We start from the raw sequence: 19285 nt of genomic DNA on the forward strand, positions 1-19285 counted from the left end.
CGCTATCTCCTCTCAATACAAAAAGTCCCCTTTTAATACAAAATCCTCAAGCCACTGGCGGGTTATTTCTCCCTTGATGTAGGACTCTATCATCAAACTCGAAATCGAGGCTGCAGCCCTACCTCCCCAGCCGGCATTTTCTACATATACCGATATAGCAATCTTCGGTTGCTCCATAGGTGCAAACGCCATGAAGGTAGAATGATCCTCGCCATGTGGGTTCTGAACCGTCCCTGTCTTGCCACATATCTCAATATCTTTGATAATAGCACGGCCTGCTGTACCACTTAGTGCCCGTTGCATTCCCTCTATCACTACTTGAAAATGCTCTGGCTTAATCCCCGTTTCGATTTTCTCAGAATAATAGGGATCCAAATATTTCGTAGAACCTACCGACTTGACCACATGAGGTCTATAGTAATGCCCCCGATTGGCCATAATCGCTGCTAGATTAGCCATCTGAATCGGGTTGAGTAACGTTTCTCCTTGGCCAATACTAAGCGAACTCAGATTCGACACCTTCCATCTCCCAGTTCCATAAATCCTATTGTACAGCTGTGGACCTGGCACTTGTCCCGCCTTTTCGTTAGGGAGATCCACACCTAGGGGAGTTCCCAAACCAAATTTGTGCATCTGCTCTTTCCAATTCTTCAATCCAATAGGAGCCTGTTCGAATTGACTCAGTTCTGGATGCTGATTGATGATCCTTCTAAACACTTTGAGAAAATAATTGTTAGACGAATACATGATTCCCTTTCGCATATCGTAGTACCCAGGAGGAGCATGATCCCCTATCAAGCTGTTGTCACAGTAAATTTGTTCGTTGGCAGTGACCACACCTTCCTCTAGGGCTATGAGCCCTTGCACTACTTTAAAAATAGACCCTGGTGGATACATCGCCATTAATGGGCGGTTAAAAAGTGGCTTCAGACTGTCCTGAGTTAGCTTTCCATAGTTGCTACTAAACTCACGGCCACTTAGTAAACTGGGTTTATAAGTCGGTGCAGAAACAAAAGCCAATATCTCTCCTGTCGAGGGTTCGATCGCTACCACACTACCAGTCTTCCCCTCCATCAGCTTCTCGGCATATCGCTGTAAATCCAAATCTATTGATAATAATAAATCATCGCCAGGTATAGAAAGGGTATCCAATTCTCCATCTTTGAATGAGCCTTGATCCACGCCTCGAACGTTCACCATTTTGTACTCTACACCACGTTTACCACGTAACTCATTCTCGTAAGAAGACTCTATACCCGTGATACCAAGATAATCTCCCTGTCGATAGTAGTTCGTTGTGTCCGCTCGTAATTGCCTCTGGTTGATCTCCCCGATGTACCCGAGAACATTACTGAGGTTGTCAAAACTGTAACCGCGAATCGTCCGTGCTTCGGGGTAGAATCCCTTTACACCCGTCATTTGATCCGAAATAGAGGCAAACCACTCACTAGAAATTTGCTTAGCAAACTGTGAAGGCTGAATATAAGAGTACCTCTTGGCCTTGTTCATCGTCGCATCAAAATCCTCTCGGGTGATCCTAAACAACTTACAAAATGCCAAAGTGTCGGGAATAAAGACCTCTTTGGGAATGACCATCAGGTCGAATATTGGCTCATTGTGTACGACGAGCTGGTTATTTCTATCATAGATCAACCCGCGATAGGGATATTCGACGACCTTGTGGATGATGTTGTTTTCTGCTGCTGCTTTATAATTTTCATCCAAAATCTGAATAAAAAATAACTTGACCAAAAAGGTCGCAGCGATCAGTACGATGAAGATCCTGACGATATATTTTCTATCATCATGCATCCCTATTTGATCTTTCGATAAAACAAATACTGAATAATCAATATCATGGCTAACGTAAACAGAGAGGTATAAAATGCAGTACTAAGTGTCTTCCAAAACATCGAAAACCCTGCTGCCTCTATAAAGAATATCAGTAAACTATGAATCAATATCAAAGGGTAGGCAAACATCACAAACCATCGAAAACCTTGATTTCGGATATTGATTTTGGCTCCCGCATCATAGCCTCCACTAGGTGTCATCACTCGAGACCAGTACATTTTTAGATACACCAAACCCAAACAAGCCGCAGCATGCATACCTAGCGTATTATAAAAAACATCGACAATCATACCCACGATGAATGCCAATATGAGCTGAATAATAGCTCCAGTGTCTACAGGGATCAACAGCAAGATCATCAAATAACCAAAACAAAAAGCTACGTCAAAGAGCACCATGTTCTTGAACAACAATACCTGCCCTAGTAAGAGCAAGAAAACACCCAGTAACCCCTCGAAAACTCTAAATCTACCCATCCTCTCGAGTCGTTATTTGGATCAAAGAATCTATTTCCATTTTGTCTGGCAAAGACAGCAAATAGACATGTTTCAGTCTGTAAAAATCAGTAGCTAGCTTAATCTGTGCATCATAAAAAGTCGCTTGGTCTTCTAAGTGCACTTCACTCACTGTACCTATCAACTCCCCTTCTGGAAAGATCGAATTGTACCCAGAAGTCACAATAGAGTCCCCCACATTAAGCGCAATGTGCCTTGGGAAATATTCTATATCGGCATACTCTGGATCTTCGCCACTCCATGAAATCGTACAGAGCCCATTGGACAAGCCATGTTTGGCAGAAATCATCGCCCGTCCATGTAACAACGACACCACGGTCGCATAGTGCTCCGAGACATATTTAACCTGGCCCACGATACCATTAGAACTGATCACGCCCATGCGTTCTTTCACGCCATCAGCCAGCCCTCGGTCAATCGTCAAGTAGTTGTTTCGGAAGAAAACGGAGTTGTCTATCACACGTGCATGTAGCGCGGGAGTTTGAGTAACCATACTGCTATCCAAAGTATCTGTCACGGCAGTAATCAAAGGCAAGGTCGAAGTATCTCCAAAATCCAATAGCTGCTGACGAAGCATAGCATTCTCTGCTATTAATTCATTGTTTCGCTCTAGGAGAGAAAAATAATTGGTGACCGACGAAGACGTTTTATATAAGGATGCAGCCACCTGATTTGACGAAGTAAAATACGTCGCACTATGGTAGCTGTTGCTTTTAACAATCACGAAAAAACAGATTCCCTCCAAGACAATGAACACCAGTAGTGTTCTATACTTGAATAGAAACTGAAGGAGTCTGTTCATTTACTATGACATTAATACAGCCTTGAAAGCTTCGATGTTTTTAAGCGCCTCACCAGTACCTCTTACGACGGCCTTTAGCGGGTCTTCTGCGATGTGTATCGGCAGTTTTGTTTTCAGTCCCAGACGCTTGTCTAGCCCTCTGAGCAAAGCTCCTCCGCCCGTTAGGTAGATCCCATTGTCATAGATATCTGCCGACAACTCTGGTGGTGCTATCTCTAGTGCTTTGAGCACAGCCTCTTCTATTTTAGAAACCGATTTGTCAATTGCAAACGCCACTTCTGAATAAGATAATTTGATCACTTTAGGAATCCCTGTCATCAAATCTCTACCTCGGATATCAAAATCCTCAGGTCCCTCATCCAACTCTGTTAGAGCTGAACCCACATTGATTTTCACTTTCTCAGCAGTTCGCTCACCGATGAGCAGGTTATGCTGACGTCTCATGTAATCCAAAATATCCTTATTGAAAGCATCTCCCGCTACACGGATCGATTGATCACATACGATACCCGACAGGGCAATCACCGCAATCTCTGTCGTCCCCCCTCCAATATCTACAATCATACTACCAACAGGTCTTTCAATATCTATCCCTATCCCAATCGCCGCGGCGATTGGCTCATGGATCATATATACTTCTTTGGCGCCTGCATGCTCACACGAGTCTCTTACTGCTCTTTTTTCCACTTCGGTAATACCTGATGGGATACAGACAATCATTCGATGTGAAACAGGAAACAATCTTCTTTTGTCCTTGTCGATCATTTTGATCATACCACGGATCATAGATTCAGCTGCCTGAAAATCTGCGATCACACCGTCTTTGAGAGGACGTATGGTCTTTATGCTTTCATGCGTTTTTTCATGCATCTGCATGGCCTCACGCCCGATAGCCAACACCTTATTTTTAGCTTTATCGATAGCAATAATTGAAGGTTCGTCTACAACCACTTGTCCTCTACTAATAATCAACGTGTTAGCGGTACCCAAGTCAATGGCAATGTCGCTCGAAAACAAATCTAAAAATCCCATACTGATAGCTTAATCAAAAATTTTATATTGAGTGGATTGTGACAAATTACGCACAATTTAACTCTCAATCAACATTATACAACTACGAATATATTATTTGTATTCCTTAATGCTTAAAGTGCCTCGTACCTGTCATGACCATCGCCATTCCGTGCTCGTCACAGTAGTCGATTGACAGTTGATCCTTAATCGATCCACCAGGCTGAATCACCGCTACTACTCCTGCATTGTCTGCAAATTCAACACAGTCTGGGAATGGGAAAAATGCATCGGATGCCATCACAGCTCCTTTTAGCTCCATCCCGAAAGTTGCCGCTTTTTCTACCGCTTGGTTGAGTGCATCGACTCTAGAGGTCTGACCAGTCCCACTCGATAGCATCATGTCCTTGTTCGCAAACACCACCGTATTAGACTTGGTATGCTTACAGACTTTAGATGCAAAAAGCATGGCCTCCACTTGCTCCTGCGTAGGTGCTGTTTTAGTTACTGTTTTCAGATCTTCCGCTACATCGGTTTTCAGATCTGCATCTTGCATGATCACACCATTAAGAAGCGTCTTGAATTGCTTCTTGTTCGTAGCAACAGGCTTGATCTTGAGGATAATTCTATTCTTTTTAGACTTCAAAAGCGTTACGGCCTCTTCGTCATACTCTGGAGCGATAAGCACCTCACAAAACAACTTGTTAATTTCTTCTGCAGCAGCCATGTCTACTTTCGCATTGGTAACAAGCACTCCACCAAAGGCCGAAATATTATCAGATGATAATGCCCTAAGATAGGCCTCCTTTACTGATGTCCCTTTGGCAACACCACAAGCGTTAGTATGCTTGATGATTGCAAACGCTGTCTCTCCTTCAAATTCTCTAATGAGGTTAACCGCAGCGTCTACATCGACGAGATTGTTGTAAGAAAGCTCCTTACCGTTCAGTTTGTCAAACAGTTCATTCAAATCCCCAAAGAAAGCACCCTGCTGATGAGGGTTTTCTCCATATCTCAATGGAGATGCCTGACGAATACTTTCTTTGAAAACATCCTCTTGGCCTCCCTGATTAAAGTAATTGAATATCGCACTATCGTAGTGAGATGAGATATCAAATGCTTTGGTAGCAAATCTCTTCCTCTGTTCTAAAGTTGTCTCTCCGTTTTGAGCAGAAAGTATATCAACTGTTTCTGCATACTGCTCCATTGACGAAACGATCAGTACGTCATTAAAATTCTTAGCCGCACCTCTAATGAGCGAAATCCCTCCGATATCTATCTTCTCTATAATCTCTGCTTCGGGTGCTCCGCTAGCCACTGTAGCTTCGAATGGGTACAAATCCACTACGACCAAATCAATATCTGGAATGCTATGCGTCGCTTTCTCTTCTTTGTCACTTTCATTGTCTCGACGATTTAGAATACCTCCGAAAATTTTAGGATGAAGTGTTTTGACACGACCAGAAAATATAGACGGATAGTCTGTGATCTCTTCGACAGGTGTCACGGCTATACCCAAATCTTCGATGAACTTTTGCGTACCTCCTGTAGAATAAAGCTGAACATTATTGTCAGCCAAAACTTTAACCAACTGATCTAAATTGTCTTTGTGAAAGACTGAAATAAGTGCGGATTTGATTTTTTTAGAACCCATTTTCTCTGCTTAAAAAATAAGCTGCAAAGCTACTTATTTAATTGACAGACGCATAGTGTTCTCTCTAAAGATTCCCTAGCCTTTATGTTCTAGAAGATAAGACTCGATAGCTTTAGGAAAATAAGCGTATTCTAATTCGTGAATTTTTTCGGCAAGGCTATCAGGCGTGTCATCTGCTACTAAACTGACACGCTCCTGACACAGTATCCGGCCATTGTCATACACCTCATCTACGAGATGAATCGTGATCCCACTTTCGGTCTCCTGATCCGCTATCACTGCACGGTGCACCCGATCTCCATACATACCTTTCCCTCCATACTTAGGCAAGAGAGCCGGATGAATGTTGATCATCTTCTCACGGTAGGCTTCTATCAAATATTGGGGAACTAACCAAAGAAAACCCGCCAGCACGATGTAGTCTACCTCATGCGTACGTAAACTATCTAACACGTTCTCGCTTTGATAAAATGTCGGACGATCGAAAACCTGTGAAGGAACCCTCAGTTTGGCAGCTCGCTCTAGCACATAGGCAGTAGGTTTATTAGACAAGATGAGCACGACCTCTATCAGGTCATGACCTGAGAAATAATTTGTGATTTGCTCGGCGTTAGAACCACTACCAGATGCGAATATTGCGATTTTTATCTTGCCCATATTATATATAAAGAATAGCCATGCTGAATATGCCTGCAACAATAAGCCACTTACAATAATTACTCAAACGCGTGAAGGCAATTTTTGTATCCGCGCGTACCAGTAGTCCAATAAAGTGAACATAAAACAACCCCATGATTGAAAAATAAATGGTCATTTCCAAACTGGCCAAACGATACAAAAAGTAACACAGCGCAAAAAAGAAAGCCACCATGAGTACATATAACACATATTTTGTTTTCCTCATACCTATGACTATAGGTAATGTTGCACCACCGAATCGTTCGTCTCCCTCCATATCTTCTATATCCTTGATCACCTCACGAATCAATGTAATCCCAAAGGCAAAAAAGGCATACACAAAAAGCAACAAATCAAACCGCTGGTAAAACACGCCTAATACCAGCAATGTCGCTGCGGTCATCAGTGCCACGACAAAATTCCCCACAAAAGGTAGTCTTTTCAACTGATTCGAATACCACCATAGCAATACCGCACAGACCAAATTAACCAACCCCACCCATACCGACACCCATACACCTAGTAATATACCAGTGGTATTCATACCAAGGTGAGCCAGCATTACAGGTCTTCGCTTGATATTTTTCCCAACGATCACTTTATTGGGCTTATTGATGAGGTCTATTTTAATATCGTAGTAGTCATTGATAAAGTATCCGCTGGCCGCTACAATCATAGTCGCTACTACCAATCCGAGCAATCGAGCATCCATCAATAGGTCGAATGGATTTTGATTGCGCCCGAGCACAAACACCGCTCCAGCGTACTGCGTGCATCCGATGATGAAAAGATTATTGACACGGCTCAGTTTGAGCGCATCGATTAGTAATCTAAAATGAGATTTGATTGGCATATATATCCTACATATTGCCCCAGTCCTGCTTGAGGTCGCTCAAGGTCAGTGGAGGCAAATCCGTAGCGGTAGTATCTGTACCTATTTCTATTGAATTCGACTTCCATCCAGCGTGCGCTCTCGAAAAAGAAATGGTCTTAATCTCCAAACCCGCACGAATCAGAGTGTAACCGACGAGTAACACATCGGCATTACTCACAGAGTCTCCCACGTACATGGCGTTGGATTGATCGCTCGCTCGCAAAGGAGAAGGCCTCTCATGGATATAAAACCCATACTTTTCCAATCCATACACCTTGTCTGCGTCTTTATCTTTAACATAGTACCGAATGATTGTCTTTTTGACGGGAGAGCCGTACTCTGGAGATTGTCGCATCAGTTCTGCATAAAACAAAGAATCTGTATTCAGATCCTTCACAGGTTTGAGCTTTGCCTCAGGTTTGGTCTTGAGTATTTTAACCTTGTGAGGCTGGTTAATTGTCTTTCCGCTGTCTATGAATAAACTGTAATTTTCTATAGGCTGCACATTCCCCTCCTCGTCTATAATTACACGTTGGTGGGTCACCTTTTCTTCCGTATGCGTATTAATTACCGAAAGGTGAAGCGCAACGATGGACAGTGTAATTACAACCAAGGTAATTATAGGGTTATGAGAGCTTGAACTTTCGTCTGTCATCAGCTATGTTTTTTTGGTCGTCAATGGTGTGTAGTTCATCGATCCATGCAATTTAGCATAGCTTAAGGTGAAAATACACTTCGAAATGTGCTATTTTATCGCTTAAATTTAAGCTAGAACCCAAGAAAGCACAAAATCACCACAGATTGCTAGAAAATTTTATATTTTTGGGCGTGCTACGTAAAACTATACTTAGCATAATTCAAATTATTAAGAACTGGAATTATACCTAAATAAGAGAACTCAATTAAATCCTATGAAAAAATTATTACTGTTGCTGATAATTTTCACAACCACACTAAGCTCCTACGGCCAAGAGATGAGTACGATGACCGATGCTCGTGACGGAAAAGTGTATAAGACTGTGAAACTACAAATCGAACTAGAAGGTGGGATTTTTATCGAAAGAGAATGGATGGCCGAAAACCTGAATTTTGAAATGGAAAATTCGGTCTGTTACAAGAACTACCCCGCCTACTGTGGCAAGTTCGGTCGTTTGTACAACTGGGTAGATGCTAAATCTGCATGTCCAGAAAACTGGCATCTCTCTACTCAGCTCGAATGGCAAGAACTCATGATCGCCTATGGCGGATACAAGACTGCAGGAAAGCACCTCAAAGAGGGTGGTTCCAGCAATCTAGGCATCATTATGGGGGGCTTCTCAAACGTAGAGGGTCAGTTTAGTGACATCAGCAAAACTGCCCATCTCTGGGATGCAGAACTCGGTGATAAAAGGACTGCAGGTTTGATATCGCTTTATGCTGACTATGACGAAGTATCACACGATGTAATCAGTGCGCGTAATATGAACAGCTGTAGATGCGTAAAGGACTACTAATAGTAGTCTGGTGCTAAGTAATTAGGATATATCTGTAAGTGGTGCTTTTTGACTTTCTCAAAGAGCACCCTTCTAAACTCCGCTACATTCTGTTTTTTCACTGCCGATATAAATATATTGGTTTTACTCGTAGAGGTCGTGTCTATACCAGACGAAAAATCAAAGCCTCCTTCTTCAGGAGATCCAAGTTGATCTATCTTGTTATAAACCACGATCATCTCTTTATCCCCAGCACCTAGCTCAGTCAAGGTATCATTCACCACCGTCATTTGTTCTTCGAATGATGGATGAGAAATATCAACTACGTGTAGGAGAATATCTGCTTCTCTCACTTCCTCCAAGGTAGACTTAAACGATTCTATCAGGTTATGAGGTAGTTTTCTAATGAACCCAACCGTATCTGACAACAAGAAAGGCACGGTATTGATCACTATTTTTCTGACCGTAGAATCTACCGTCGCAAAAAGCTCATCCTTGGCGTATATTTCTTCTTCCTTGCAGAGCATCTTCATAATAGTAGACTTACCCACGTTGGTATACCCCACCAATGCTACGCGTACTACACCCTCTCTAGATTTTCTCCTAGTCTCTCCTTGCTTATCTATTTTCTCCAGCTTCTTTTTCAAAACGGCAATTTGATCCCGAATCATCCTTCTGTCCGTCTCTATCTCCTTTTCGCCTGCTCCACCTCTGGTACCAGTCCCTCCACGCTGACGCTCTAGGTGCGTCCACATTCTAGTCAATCGAGGCATGAGGTATTGATATCTCGCTAGTTCCACTTGAGTCTTTGCCTGAGCCGTTTTTGCTCTTTTGAGAAAAATATCAAGAATCAACAAACTACGATCATAAATCTTAACCTCAAGATCACGCTCCAAATTACGCAACTGCGATGGCGTCAAGTCATCATCGAAGATCACAATATTAATCTCACGATCTACCACATAGGCATGAATCTCCTCCAACTTACCTTTCCCTACAAAACTCCGAATGTCTGGCTTATCTAACTTTTGCACGAAGGTCTTAGAAGTCTCTATACCCAGCGTACTTGCTAGGAATTCCAGCTCGTCTAAATACTCTTGTGTTTTCTCCTCAGATTGTTTCTGTGGTGACAATGCCACTAACACCGCTCGTTCTGTCTCCTTCTCTGTTAGATAATAATCTCCCATTCTTTGATTTTTTTACAAAATTCATCAATTATCTGGATTTAGTATAGTTTTACATCAAATCCTTGAAGAATCCATTCATGAGAATTGCCATTACCGTCAATACGTCTTGGAATATATACAACTTTAGGTCAGGACTGATCAGAGTACTCTTGGCACAAGGTCATACAATCATTGCCGTGGCACCTAAAGATGAATTCTCCCAACGACTCATCGACATGGGGTGCATCTACCGAGACGTCACCATGAACAATACGGGTTCTAACCCCATCAAAGACCTAAAACTATACACTCAACTCAAGACAATCTATCGAGAAGAAAAACCTGACATCATCTACCAGTACACCGTCAAACCAAACATCTATGGATCAATGGCTGCTAAATCACTCAGCATCCCAGTCATCAACAATGTTAGCGGTTTAGGTACTGTATTTCTAAACAAAGGAATCACCCCTCGTATAGCCAAGCTTCTCTATAGACAAGCCTTCCAAAAAGTCGAATTAGTTTTCTTTCAAAATCAAGACGACAGAAAGGATTTTACCGATCAAATTAAGCTACCTAGACTCAAAACAAAACTACTACCAGGGTCGGGTATTAATCTATCCGAATTCAAATCTGAACAGGAGCTGGTTACTACCCCATTTACCTTCCTCATGATTGCACGTCTAATCTTAGACAAAGGAATCATTGAATACCTAGATGCTGCTCGGGAACTCAAAAAAACACACCCTGAAGTCACCTTCCAGCTACTGGGGCAACTCGATGAAGGTCATGCTAGAGGCCTCAGTGCCAGTACTCTTCAGACTTACATAGACGATGGATCTGTAAGCTACCTAGGCACCAGTGATCAAGTCAAGGCGACCATAGAGCCCTGCAGCTGTGTCGTACTCCCCTCATACCGAGAAGGGACCCCAAAGACACTACTAGAAGCCTCCGCCATGAGTAAGCCTATCGTCACGACGGATGTACCTGGATGCAGAGAAGTCATCATCGATGGACAAAACGGATATTTGTGCATGGTCAAAAACACTACAGATCTACAAAAAAAGCTAGAAAAAATGCTCTCCCTAGACCATGACACACTCGTAGAAATGGGGGAAGCAGGCCGAAAACTGGTGGAGAAAAAATTTGATGAATCGATCATTATAAATCATTATCTAACCGAGACATACAAGATTCTCTCCTAAGAAGAGAAAAGAAGTAGCTATTCTCAGGTATATTACTCCTTTTATTTGCTGTACTTCAGGGCATTTAATAAAATTGCACACTACAAAATTGACACGTACTTGAACAAAACCATAACATTGATCTTACTCGCCTTTTTATGCTCCTGCAAGGCATACAAGCAAGACATTATGTTCAAGCTGGATTCGAAATTTTCCGAAGCTCAACTATCAACAGCCATACTCCATGCTGAGCGCAACTACGTCATCCAAACCAACGACTACTTAGAGATAGATGTATACACCAACAAAGGTGAGCGACTCATTGATCCTAACAACGAACTGCAACAAGGCATGACGGGCAACAACCAGCGTATGCGTGAAGAGCTTTCCTATCTCGTACAAAAAGATGGCACAGTCAAGATACCCATTGTCGGACAAATACACCTAGATAGCCTAACCCTCAACCAAGCGGAAAAACTTCTAGAAGAACGTTTCGACGAGTACTATAAAGACGCTTTTGTCAAGCTAAGCTACAGCAATAAAAGAGTCATCGTTCTCGGTGCTGTAGGTGGTCAACTCATCCCTCTCACCAATGAAAATATGAGTTTACTCGAGGTTTTAGCACTCGCGGGAGGTCTAGAGTTAGGAGCGAAAGCGCAAAACATTAAAATAATCAGAGGTGCTCTCAACAAGCCCGAAGTGTACCAAATCAACCTGAGCACTATCCATGGAATGACCGACACCATGATCAACATGGAACCTGGAGATGTCATATATATCGAACCATGGAGAAGACCATGGCTACAGGCTACCAAAGACATTGCACCTGTTCTAAGCTTGCTCAGTAGTACCCTAGCACTCGTATTGGTACTTCAAAACCTAAAATAATTGAATTTTTCGCCAGAACATAACGTCCTCAACCAAACCAACAATCAGAACGCTGATAGTAGTGGCTCACCACTTGATGATTTGGATTTTGACAAAATCAAGCAGGTTTTTGTCAAAAACGTCATCTGGATGCTACTCATTCTATTACTCATCAACGCCAGTACCGTACTCTATGTCCGCTATACCAAGCCCATCTATAGCTCCGAGTCTATTCTAAAACTCGACATCAAAAGTGAGGCTGGCATATTGGGGATACAAAACCCAATGGATCAAGACATCAAAGGACTTTCTGGGGAAATAGAAATTCTGAAATCTAGATTATTTGCTAGTCAAGTAGTTAATGCCGTGGGCATGGATGTGTCTTATTTCCGCCCAGGAAGAAGCCACCTCTCAGATGAGCGTTACGGCAACTCTCCATTTCAGGTATTGTACAATGAACTGAGCCCAGAGCTACTAGACCGCCGTATCTACATAGAATTTGTAGGGGACAACCATTTTTATCTCAGCCTAGATCATGATCAGACAGAAGGGAGGCCCAAATACAAGTTTGGAGAAATGATCTCCCACAGACTTGGAGAACTCACCATCCAAAAGACCAGCAATTTTGCATCACAAAAGAACCTTGTAGAGTTCTATTTCATCATCAATAGTGAAGATGCTCTGATTAATTATTTTCAAAAAAACATCGTCGTAGAGCCTATTAACTTCAACGCAAACACCATAAAAATAGCCCTCTCTGACCCTAACAAATACAAAGCAAAAAGTCTACTCCAAGCAATAGACACGATATATCTGAACTTCACTAAGGCGGCCAAAAATCTGGCAGTAGAGCAAAAAATCTCTTTCCTTGATCGACAGATGAAAAAAACACAAGTCGAATTAGAACAATATGAAGACTACTTTGAGAAGTTCACCATCCAAAACCGAACCACAGACTTGTCCAGAGACCTGAACAATACCATTCAGTTACTTAATCAACTCGACTCGCAGCGTTTCAAAATCCGAAATCAAATCACTGCCATCGAACTAGCCTCCGAGCAACTAGAGGAGGGCACCCCTATCAGCCCAGTAGACATGCCCAAAGAAATCATGCAGTTGTTGGTCGACTACAACAAGCTGAAAAATGAAAGAATGCTAAAACTCGAAAGTTACAACGAGAACACACAAGTCATACAACGTTTAAATCAAAGGTTAGAAATCAGCCAAAATTCTGCAAAATTTAGACTTACCTCTTATCTGGACAACCTAATCTCGACGCAAAAAGAGCTGGCCGAAAAACGCAAATTCCTTGAAAGTAACTTTGCAGAACTCCCTTCTATGGGAACCTCCTACAACAAAAACCGCAGGCTTCATTCCTTACAAGAAGAATTTTATTTCTCTCTCATCCACAGCAAGATAGAGCTAGAGATTGCCAAGGCAGGTACTGTCACCAACTTTGTTATTCTCTCTCCAGCCTCCATGCCCAACGAACCAATAAAGCCAAAAAAATTAATCATCTATGGTGCTGGCGCAATCATCAGTTTAGTGATTTGTTTTCTATTTGGCGCGATAGCTTACATCAGTGATGACAAAATTTCAAACTCGCGCGAGCTCGAAAAACACCTAATGGCTCCACTACTCGGCGTAGTGCCAAAGTATAGGGCAGAAAAACTCCCTACGACTAGACTTGTGGTATCTAACAACCCTAAGTCATCTATGAGTGAGGCACTGCGATCTATCCGTACCAACATGGAGTTCATGTCCTCTGGCAATGGCCGGAAAATCATCTCCATCACTTCTACAGTTAGTGGAGAAGGGAAAACTTTTATCACGGTCAATCTAGCAGCCATATTTGCTTATTCAGGACTCAAAGTGGTAGTCATCGATCTAGATATGCGTAAGCCTAAGGTTCACTTGGCTTTCGGAAAACAAGAAACGAGCAAAGGTGTTAGTACCATTCTCATCGGCAAAAACACGGTTGATGAATGTCTCAATACGACCGAAGTAGAAGATCTGCACTATATCAGTGCTGGCCCGACACCTCCGAACCCCTCAGAACTATTGCTCGGCAAACGGTACGATGAATTTATATCTGAACTAAAAGAAAAGTTTGACATCATCATGTTAGACACACCACCAGTAGGACTAGTGACCGATGGTATACTTGTGATGAAGAAAAGTGACCTTCCGCTCTATGTAGTTCGTGCCAACTATTCTAAACGATCCTACCTTAAGTCTGTACACGGACTGATTAGAAACAACAAATTTCATAACATGTCCGTCATATTCAACTCCGCTAGTAACAAAGGAACCTATGGCTATGGATACGGCTCAGGTGGCACATCAGGCTACTATGAAGAAACCGTTAAATCTAAAAAAAGAAGCTTCTTTAGAAAAAAATCATAATGATCAATTGGTTTAACCATCGAAAACCACAAGTCTCAATTCATACAGATCTCCATTCACACCTCATCCCAGGGATCGATGATGGAGTAAAATCTTGGGAGCAATCATTAAATATTATTCAAGGGCTCTATGCATTAGGTGTTAACAAAATCATAACGACACCACACATCATCAACGACTACTATCCCAATAAGCCTGAGACAATCTTAGCTGGAGTAGAAGAGTTAAATCAGCGGCTCACAGAGGCCGATATTAAGGCTAAAGTAATAGCAGGAGCAGAATACTATATAGACGATTGGTTCATCGCAGCGATTGATGACGACACAGAATTACTCACCTTTGGCAACCAATACATACTGGTAGAAACAGCTTTTATGAACAAACCTCTGCAATTAGAAGAGGTGTTTTTTAAACTACGAGCAAAGGGGTTCACCCCTATCCTAGCTCATCCAGAGCGATATCAGTACCTCCAAGAAAACTACAGTCTGATCCAACCCATCATCGATATGGGTGTCAAACTACAAATCAATTCCAGCTCCTTCATTGGTTATTACTCCAAAGAAGCAAAAAAAACAGCTGAGCACCTTGTCAAACAAGGGCAAGTACACTTCATCGGATCTGATATCCACCATGATCAACACCTAGCCAATTATCAAAAGGCCATGAAAACAAAATATTTCAAGAAGGCAGGGCAACTTTCACTACTCAACAACTCATTGTAATACTAGGCATAGATAAACACCGCTGAAAACTTATAATTTCAAAATTCATCTATCTTTGCCAGTCGAAAATCGAAAGGCTTTAAATCAAGCAAATGAAGAATAGAATCACAGTTATCCTAGGAGCACTCACACTTCTCCTTACTTTACATATAGAAGCAAATGCTCAGTTGAGCGAAGAAGTGACCAAAAAAACACCTGAACTACCTGGTGAATTGATGGTGGATTTTGGATTCAACCTTATGACCGGTAAACCAGGCTACTGGAGCGATACCCACTGGTGGAGATCTAAATCGGTTGCTATATACTTCGTAAAACCTTTTGAACTCAGTAAGAAAATAGAATTTAGGCCTGGGATTGGCGTAAGCCTAGACAAACTAGGATCAAAAAATGGCGACTTCTTAGGAGACAAATATGAAGACGTTGATGATGATTGGAGCTATACCAAGGCTCAGTACAGTCTCAACTATGCCGAGATCCCTATGGAGTTTAGGTTCAACATCACAGGTAACGACCACAAAGCGAGCCCTTTCATCTCCGTAGGAGGTATGGCTGGTATCATCTTCGATCAAAAAACGAAAGTAAAGTATGATTTAGATGGAAAAACCAGAAAAATCAAAGAAAAAGGTGATCAAGGGACTTCAAAACTAAGACTTGGAGCACAGGCTAGAATAGGCTGGGGTAGCTTTAGTATCTTCTACAAGCAGTATTTCACTCCTGTATTTACGAGCAGAGGTCCTTTGGATGGAGAGGATATCACCTACTCCACAATCGGTGTCTCTATCTCTGGTTTCTAAATAAACCAATAAAGAGCAGCAAAGCAGGTCAATAGCCCTAGTAGGCTGCCTGCTAAGACCTCATGCGCTCGGTGAGCATTGAGCTGAAGCCGAGCACTCATCACCCCTCCTGCGACAATCAGCGTCACAATCAAAGGATAGACCAACATACCGTTCGGGTACCTCCAGCACAGCGCAAGCAAATAACCACACACACCACTTAACGCTGCAGCATGAATACTGATTTTGTAACGAGAAGTCACTAAAGTCAACAAGATGAGTAATAGTGTAGTAGACAAAAAAATCACCCCCACGATCTGGTTGACGCCTACTTTATAGATAAACAAATAGGTCGTCATCATAAAAAACAAGGTGATAAAAACAAAGGGCACCATGCGCTCTTCTCTGTCCTCCATTCGTAGACTTTTGATCGATCCCGAAACTTTAAGAATAGAAATACTAATCATCGGGATCACAAATGTCGTGACGAACAAAAACGGGAGTGTCATCAACGAGATAGGTTGTATCAAGTGTGGAGCAAATGCAAACAACAAACAAAAAGTCAGCGTCGGCATCAGCAATGGATGAAACAAATGAGAGACGATTTGGCTAACCTTATCTCTCACTATAACTCCTTTCGTAATCTTGCTACTGGCAAATTGAGCTGTTCTCTGTACTTCGCTACCGTACGGCGCGCAATATTGTACCCCTCAGCCTTCAGGAGTTTTTCTAATTTGTCATCCGACAAAGGCTTAGACTTGTCCTCGTTCTCGATAAAAGTCTTCAGTTTTAACTTGACTTCTCTGCTACTTACATCTTCGCCAGAGTCCGTAGCGATTCCTTCAGAGAAGAAATATTTGAGTGGGAAAATCCCAAACTCCGTCTGGATAGATTTGCTATTCGCTACACGAGAAATCGTCGAAATATCCATCCCAATGATCTCGGCGATATCCTTCAATATCATCGGTCGCAGCTTAGACTCATCTCCATCCAAAAAGAAATCATATTGATATTTGATGATCGCATTCATGGTGTTGAGCAAAGTCTGCTGACGCTGCTTCACAGCGTCAATAAACCACTTGGCCGCATCTAGCTTTTGCTTCACGAAAGACACCGTCTCTTTGAGTTTCTTGTCCTTCTTGTCACTCTTGTGATAGGACTGAAACATGTCCGAATATGAGCGGCTAACTTTGAGCTCTGGGGCATTCTTAGAGTTCAAAGTCAACTCCAACTTGCCGTCATCGTTCGTCAATATAAAATCTGGCAGCAGGTACTGTATTCTCACCAAACTATCGTTCGTCCCACCAGGTTTTGGGTTGAGCTTTGTGATCATATGAATGGCATCTTTGAGTGCCTCATCCGTGATATCTAGTTTTTTGATGATTTTATCATAGTGCTTTTTAGTAAACTCCTCAAAACAGCTCCCCACTATTTTTAGTGCTAGATCAACCTCATCACCATGCACTTCTTTTTTCTCCAACTGTATCATCAGACACTCTTGGAGTGATCGCGCAGCTATGCCCGCTGGGTCAAACCCTTGTATCTTGGTTAGAATCTCTTCCAACTCCTCCAAGCTTGTTTCAATATTTTGAGAGAAAGCCAGATCGTTCATAATCGCTTCAAGATCACGTCGAATATAGCCATCGGACTCTATGCTACCAATAAGCTGTCGTCCTATGATTTCTTGGGTCTCATCTAACTTCAAAAAACCCAACTGTACAATCAGTTGATCCTGAAGAGAAGTCCCTGAGGAGATGGGCATCTCTCGTTCTTCCTCTTGGTGATTGCCATCACCTTGCATTTTATATCCTGCATAATCATCCTCATTGAGGTAGTCATCGACATTGAGCTCATCGCTATCGGTGTTCTCAGCACGTTCTTCTTCGTTACTCACTTCCTCGTCATCATCCTTGCCTTCCTCTAACGCAGGGTTGACCTCCATTTCTTCTTTTATTCTTGCCTCCAACTCAGCAGTAGGCACCTGTAGCAGCTTGATGAACTGTATCTGTTGCGGCGACAGTTTCTGACCGAGGAATTGTATTAATCCTAATTTTTGCATGAATAATTACTTTTAGATGAATCCACCAAATTTATTCTATTTCACATTAAAAGAAGTAACGCCAACGGATTTTGACAAGAGGATTTTTACTCAAAAAAATCATTTGACTCAATAGAGAAAAACTCACACTAACTCATGTAGGAACAATATCAGCGCGGTTAGACCGCCAAATCACGTACCTGAGTATCCAAAATCTGTATTCCTTCGTCAAAGCTAACGGGTTCATAGCCCAGCACCAGTCGAGCCTTTTCGATCACAAACCCTGTCTTGGGTGGTCTCTTTGCTGTTTGTGTAAAGGTAGAACCGTCTACTTTCGTAATCTTAGCCTTATCCAACTCGAAATAGTCACAGGTTTTCATTGCCATGTCGTAGGGAGTCAGCATGTCTTTTCCTGAGATATTAAAAATGCCCTGCGCTCTTTTGGTTGCTGATAGATAACAGCCCATCGCTAGATCCTCCGCCAAGGTCGGCGTACGCCACTGATCATCTACAATCTTTAGTTCTTTGCCTTCTTCTAGGCTGCTCTTGACCCAAAGCACGATATTGGAGCGACTCATCCCAGGAGTAATCCCATAGACCAATACTGTCCGAAGTATAGACCAGTCAATACCGCTATCCTGCACGATAGTCTCCGCATCCAATTTGCTCTGCCCATAGTAGCTCAATGGTTTAGCTGGATCATTCTCCGTATAAGGCCCCGCCTCTCCATCAAAAATAAAGTCCGTGGACAAGTGCACCAAAAAACTACCCGATAAACGACACGCATCTACCAAGTACTGCACCGCATCCACATTGAGTTGACGACATTCTTCGCGGGCAGTCTCACACTGATCAACATTAGTCATAGCAGCTGTATTGACCACTACATCTGGCTGATAGTACTGAATCACCTCTAGCACCTCGGCCTGCTGCGTAATATCCATCCGTGCATACTCGAATGACTGCTCTAGGTAGTCCAACCGACTCTTTCCGTGCGAAGTGGCGATGACCTCTTCTCCTTTGTCCAAGAGGAGTTTGACCAACTTCTGTCCCAAAAGCCCATTTGCACCTGTTATCAATACTTTCATCCTCTAGATTTTCTTCTGTATACTTAGATAAATTTACGAATGTAAACTTAGATAAAATATCATTATAGGATACTAAAAAGGAGTTCCCAACCCTATTTAGTCGGGCATTTTCCGAACCAAATAAAACAAGCCGAGGAGTAAAATCTTTGATAGGGAAAAGCTATTCTTGTTCGGACAAAGG

At 42.3% G+C, this 19285-nt stretch carries 18 protein-coding genes; 6 read left to right on the plus strand and 12 right to left on the minus strand.

The window, feature by feature from the left end:
* Positions 1–12 precede the first annotated feature (12 nt).
* From BGP76_RS12980 to BGP76_RS13015, 8 genes are all read right to left on the minus strand, one after another.
* On the minus strand, positions 13–1812 hold the full coding sequence (locus BGP76_RS12980) for a penicillin-binding protein 2 (RefSeq protein WP_119845024.1): 1800 nt from the start codon (positions 1810–1812) through the stop codon (positions 13–15).
* A 2-nt stretch (positions 1813–1814) separates the two neighbouring features.
* Positions 1815–2330: a hypothetical protein gene (locus tag BGP76_RS12985; RefSeq protein ID WP_073123967.1), complete on the minus strand. Its 516-nt coding sequence runs from the start codon at positions 2328–2330 to the stop codon at positions 1815–1817.
* On the minus strand, positions 2323–3171 hold the full coding sequence (mreC, locus tag BGP76_RS12990) for a rod shape-determining protein MreC (RefSeq protein ID WP_073123965.1): 849 nt from the start codon (positions 3169–3171) through the stop codon (positions 2323–2325). The genes BGP76_RS12985 and mreC overlap by 8 nt, the downstream gene beginning before the upstream one ends.
* Positions 3172–3174: 3 nt before the next feature.
* Complete coding sequence (locus BGP76_RS12995) at positions 3175–4203, minus strand: rod shape-determining protein (protein ID WP_073123963.1); 1029 nt, start codon at positions 4201–4203, stop codon at positions 3175–3177.
* 106 nt (positions 4204–4309) lie between these two features.
* The gene (gene purH / locus BGP76_RS13000) at positions 4310–5836 is read right to left on the minus strand and encodes a bifunctional phosphoribosylaminoimidazolecarboxamide formyltransferase/IMP cyclohydrolase (protein WP_119845025.1); all 1527 of its coding nucleotides are present in this window, start codon (positions 5834–5836) and stop codon (positions 4310–4312) included.
* A gap of 75 nt (positions 5837–5911) precedes the next feature.
* On the minus strand, positions 5912–6493 hold the full coding sequence (locus BGP76_RS13005; RefSeq protein WP_119845026.1) for a phosphoribosylglycinamide formyltransferase: 582 nt from the start codon (positions 6491–6493) through the stop codon (positions 5912–5914).
* A 1-nt stretch (position 6494) separates the two neighbouring features.
* Positions 6495–7367: a geranylgeranylglycerol-phosphate geranylgeranyltransferase gene (locus BGP76_RS13010; protein ID WP_119845027.1), complete on the minus strand. Its 873-nt coding sequence runs from the start codon at positions 7365–7367 to the stop codon at positions 6495–6497.
* Between the two features lie 7 nt (positions 7368–7374).
* The gene (locus tag BGP76_RS13015; protein WP_073123955.1) at positions 7375–8043 is read right to left on the minus strand and encodes a hypothetical protein; all 669 of its coding nucleotides are present in this window, start codon (positions 8041–8043) and stop codon (positions 7375–7377) included.
* A 256-nt stretch (positions 8044–8299) separates the two neighbouring features.
* Here BGP76_RS13015 and BGP76_RS13020 point away from each other — a divergent pair, with 256 nt between their 5' ends.
* Positions 8300–8881, plus strand: a complete 582-nt coding sequence (locus BGP76_RS13020; RefSeq protein ID WP_084190591.1) for an FISUMP domain-containing protein — start codon at positions 8300–8302, stop codon at positions 8879–8881.
* Here the strand turns inward: BGP76_RS13020 and hflX are convergent.
* A complete protein-coding gene (hflX, locus tag BGP76_RS13025; RefSeq protein ID WP_119845028.1) occupies positions 8878–10047 on the minus strand; it encodes a GTPase HflX in 1170 nt (389 codons plus the stop codon). The two genes, BGP76_RS13020 and hflX, sit on opposite strands and share 4 nt — an antisense overlap.
* Before the next feature lie 77 nt (positions 10048–10124).
* Between hflX and BGP76_RS13030 the strand changes: the two genes are divergently transcribed.
* From BGP76_RS13030 to BGP76_RS13050, 5 genes are all read left to right on the plus strand, one after another.
* Complete coding sequence (locus BGP76_RS13030; RefSeq protein WP_119845029.1) at positions 10125–11231, plus strand: glycosyltransferase family 4 protein; 1107 nt, start codon at positions 10125–10127, stop codon at positions 11229–11231.
* Between the two features lie 99 nt (positions 11232–11330).
* Entirely contained in the window at positions 11331–12098 is a 768-nt protein-coding gene (locus BGP76_RS13035) for a polysaccharide biosynthesis/export family protein (protein ID WP_245816851.1), read from the plus strand.
* Entirely contained in the window at positions 12099–14483 is a 2385-nt protein-coding gene (locus BGP76_RS13040) for a tyrosine-protein kinase (protein WP_119845030.1), read from the plus strand.
* A complete protein-coding gene (locus BGP76_RS13045) occupies positions 14483–15205 on the plus strand; it encodes a tyrosine-protein phosphatase (protein ID WP_119845031.1) in 723 nt (240 codons plus the stop codon). The genes BGP76_RS13040 and BGP76_RS13045 overlap by 1 nt, the downstream gene beginning before the upstream one ends.
* Before the next feature lie 92 nt (positions 15206–15297).
* A complete protein-coding gene (locus BGP76_RS13050; protein WP_073123942.1) occupies positions 15298–15999 on the plus strand; it encodes an outer membrane beta-barrel protein in 702 nt (233 codons plus the stop codon).
* Here BGP76_RS13050 and BGP76_RS13055 read toward each other — a convergent pair.
* The 3 genes from BGP76_RS13055 to BGP76_RS13065 form a co-directional block, all read right to left on the minus strand.
* Positions 15996–16604 carry a PA-phosphatase gene (locus BGP76_RS13055; protein WP_119845032.1) on the minus strand — a complete coding sequence of 203 codons (609 nt, stop codon included), beginning with the start codon at positions 16602–16604 and terminating at the stop codon, positions 15996–15998. The genes BGP76_RS13050 and BGP76_RS13055 overlap by 4 nt on opposite strands.
* The gene (rpoN, locus tag BGP76_RS13060; RefSeq protein WP_119845033.1) at positions 16604–18037 is read right to left on the minus strand and encodes an RNA polymerase factor sigma-54; all 1434 of its coding nucleotides are present in this window, start codon (positions 18035–18037) and stop codon (positions 16604–16606) included. The genes BGP76_RS13055 and rpoN overlap by 1 nt, the downstream gene beginning before the upstream one ends.
* A 158-nt stretch (positions 18038–18195) precedes the next feature.
* Positions 18196–19104, minus strand: coding sequence for an SDR family oxidoreductase (locus BGP76_RS13065; protein WP_119845034.1), 909 nt, complete (start codon positions 19102–19104; stop codon positions 18196–18198).
* Positions 19105–19285: the final 181 nt, after the last annotated feature.

The sequence above is a fragment of the Reichenbachiella sp. MSK19-1 genome, assembly GCF_003590315.1.
GTDB classification, from domain to species: Bacteria; Bacteroidota; Bacteroidia; order Cytophagales; family Cyclobacteriaceae; genus Reichenbachiella; species Reichenbachiella agariperforans.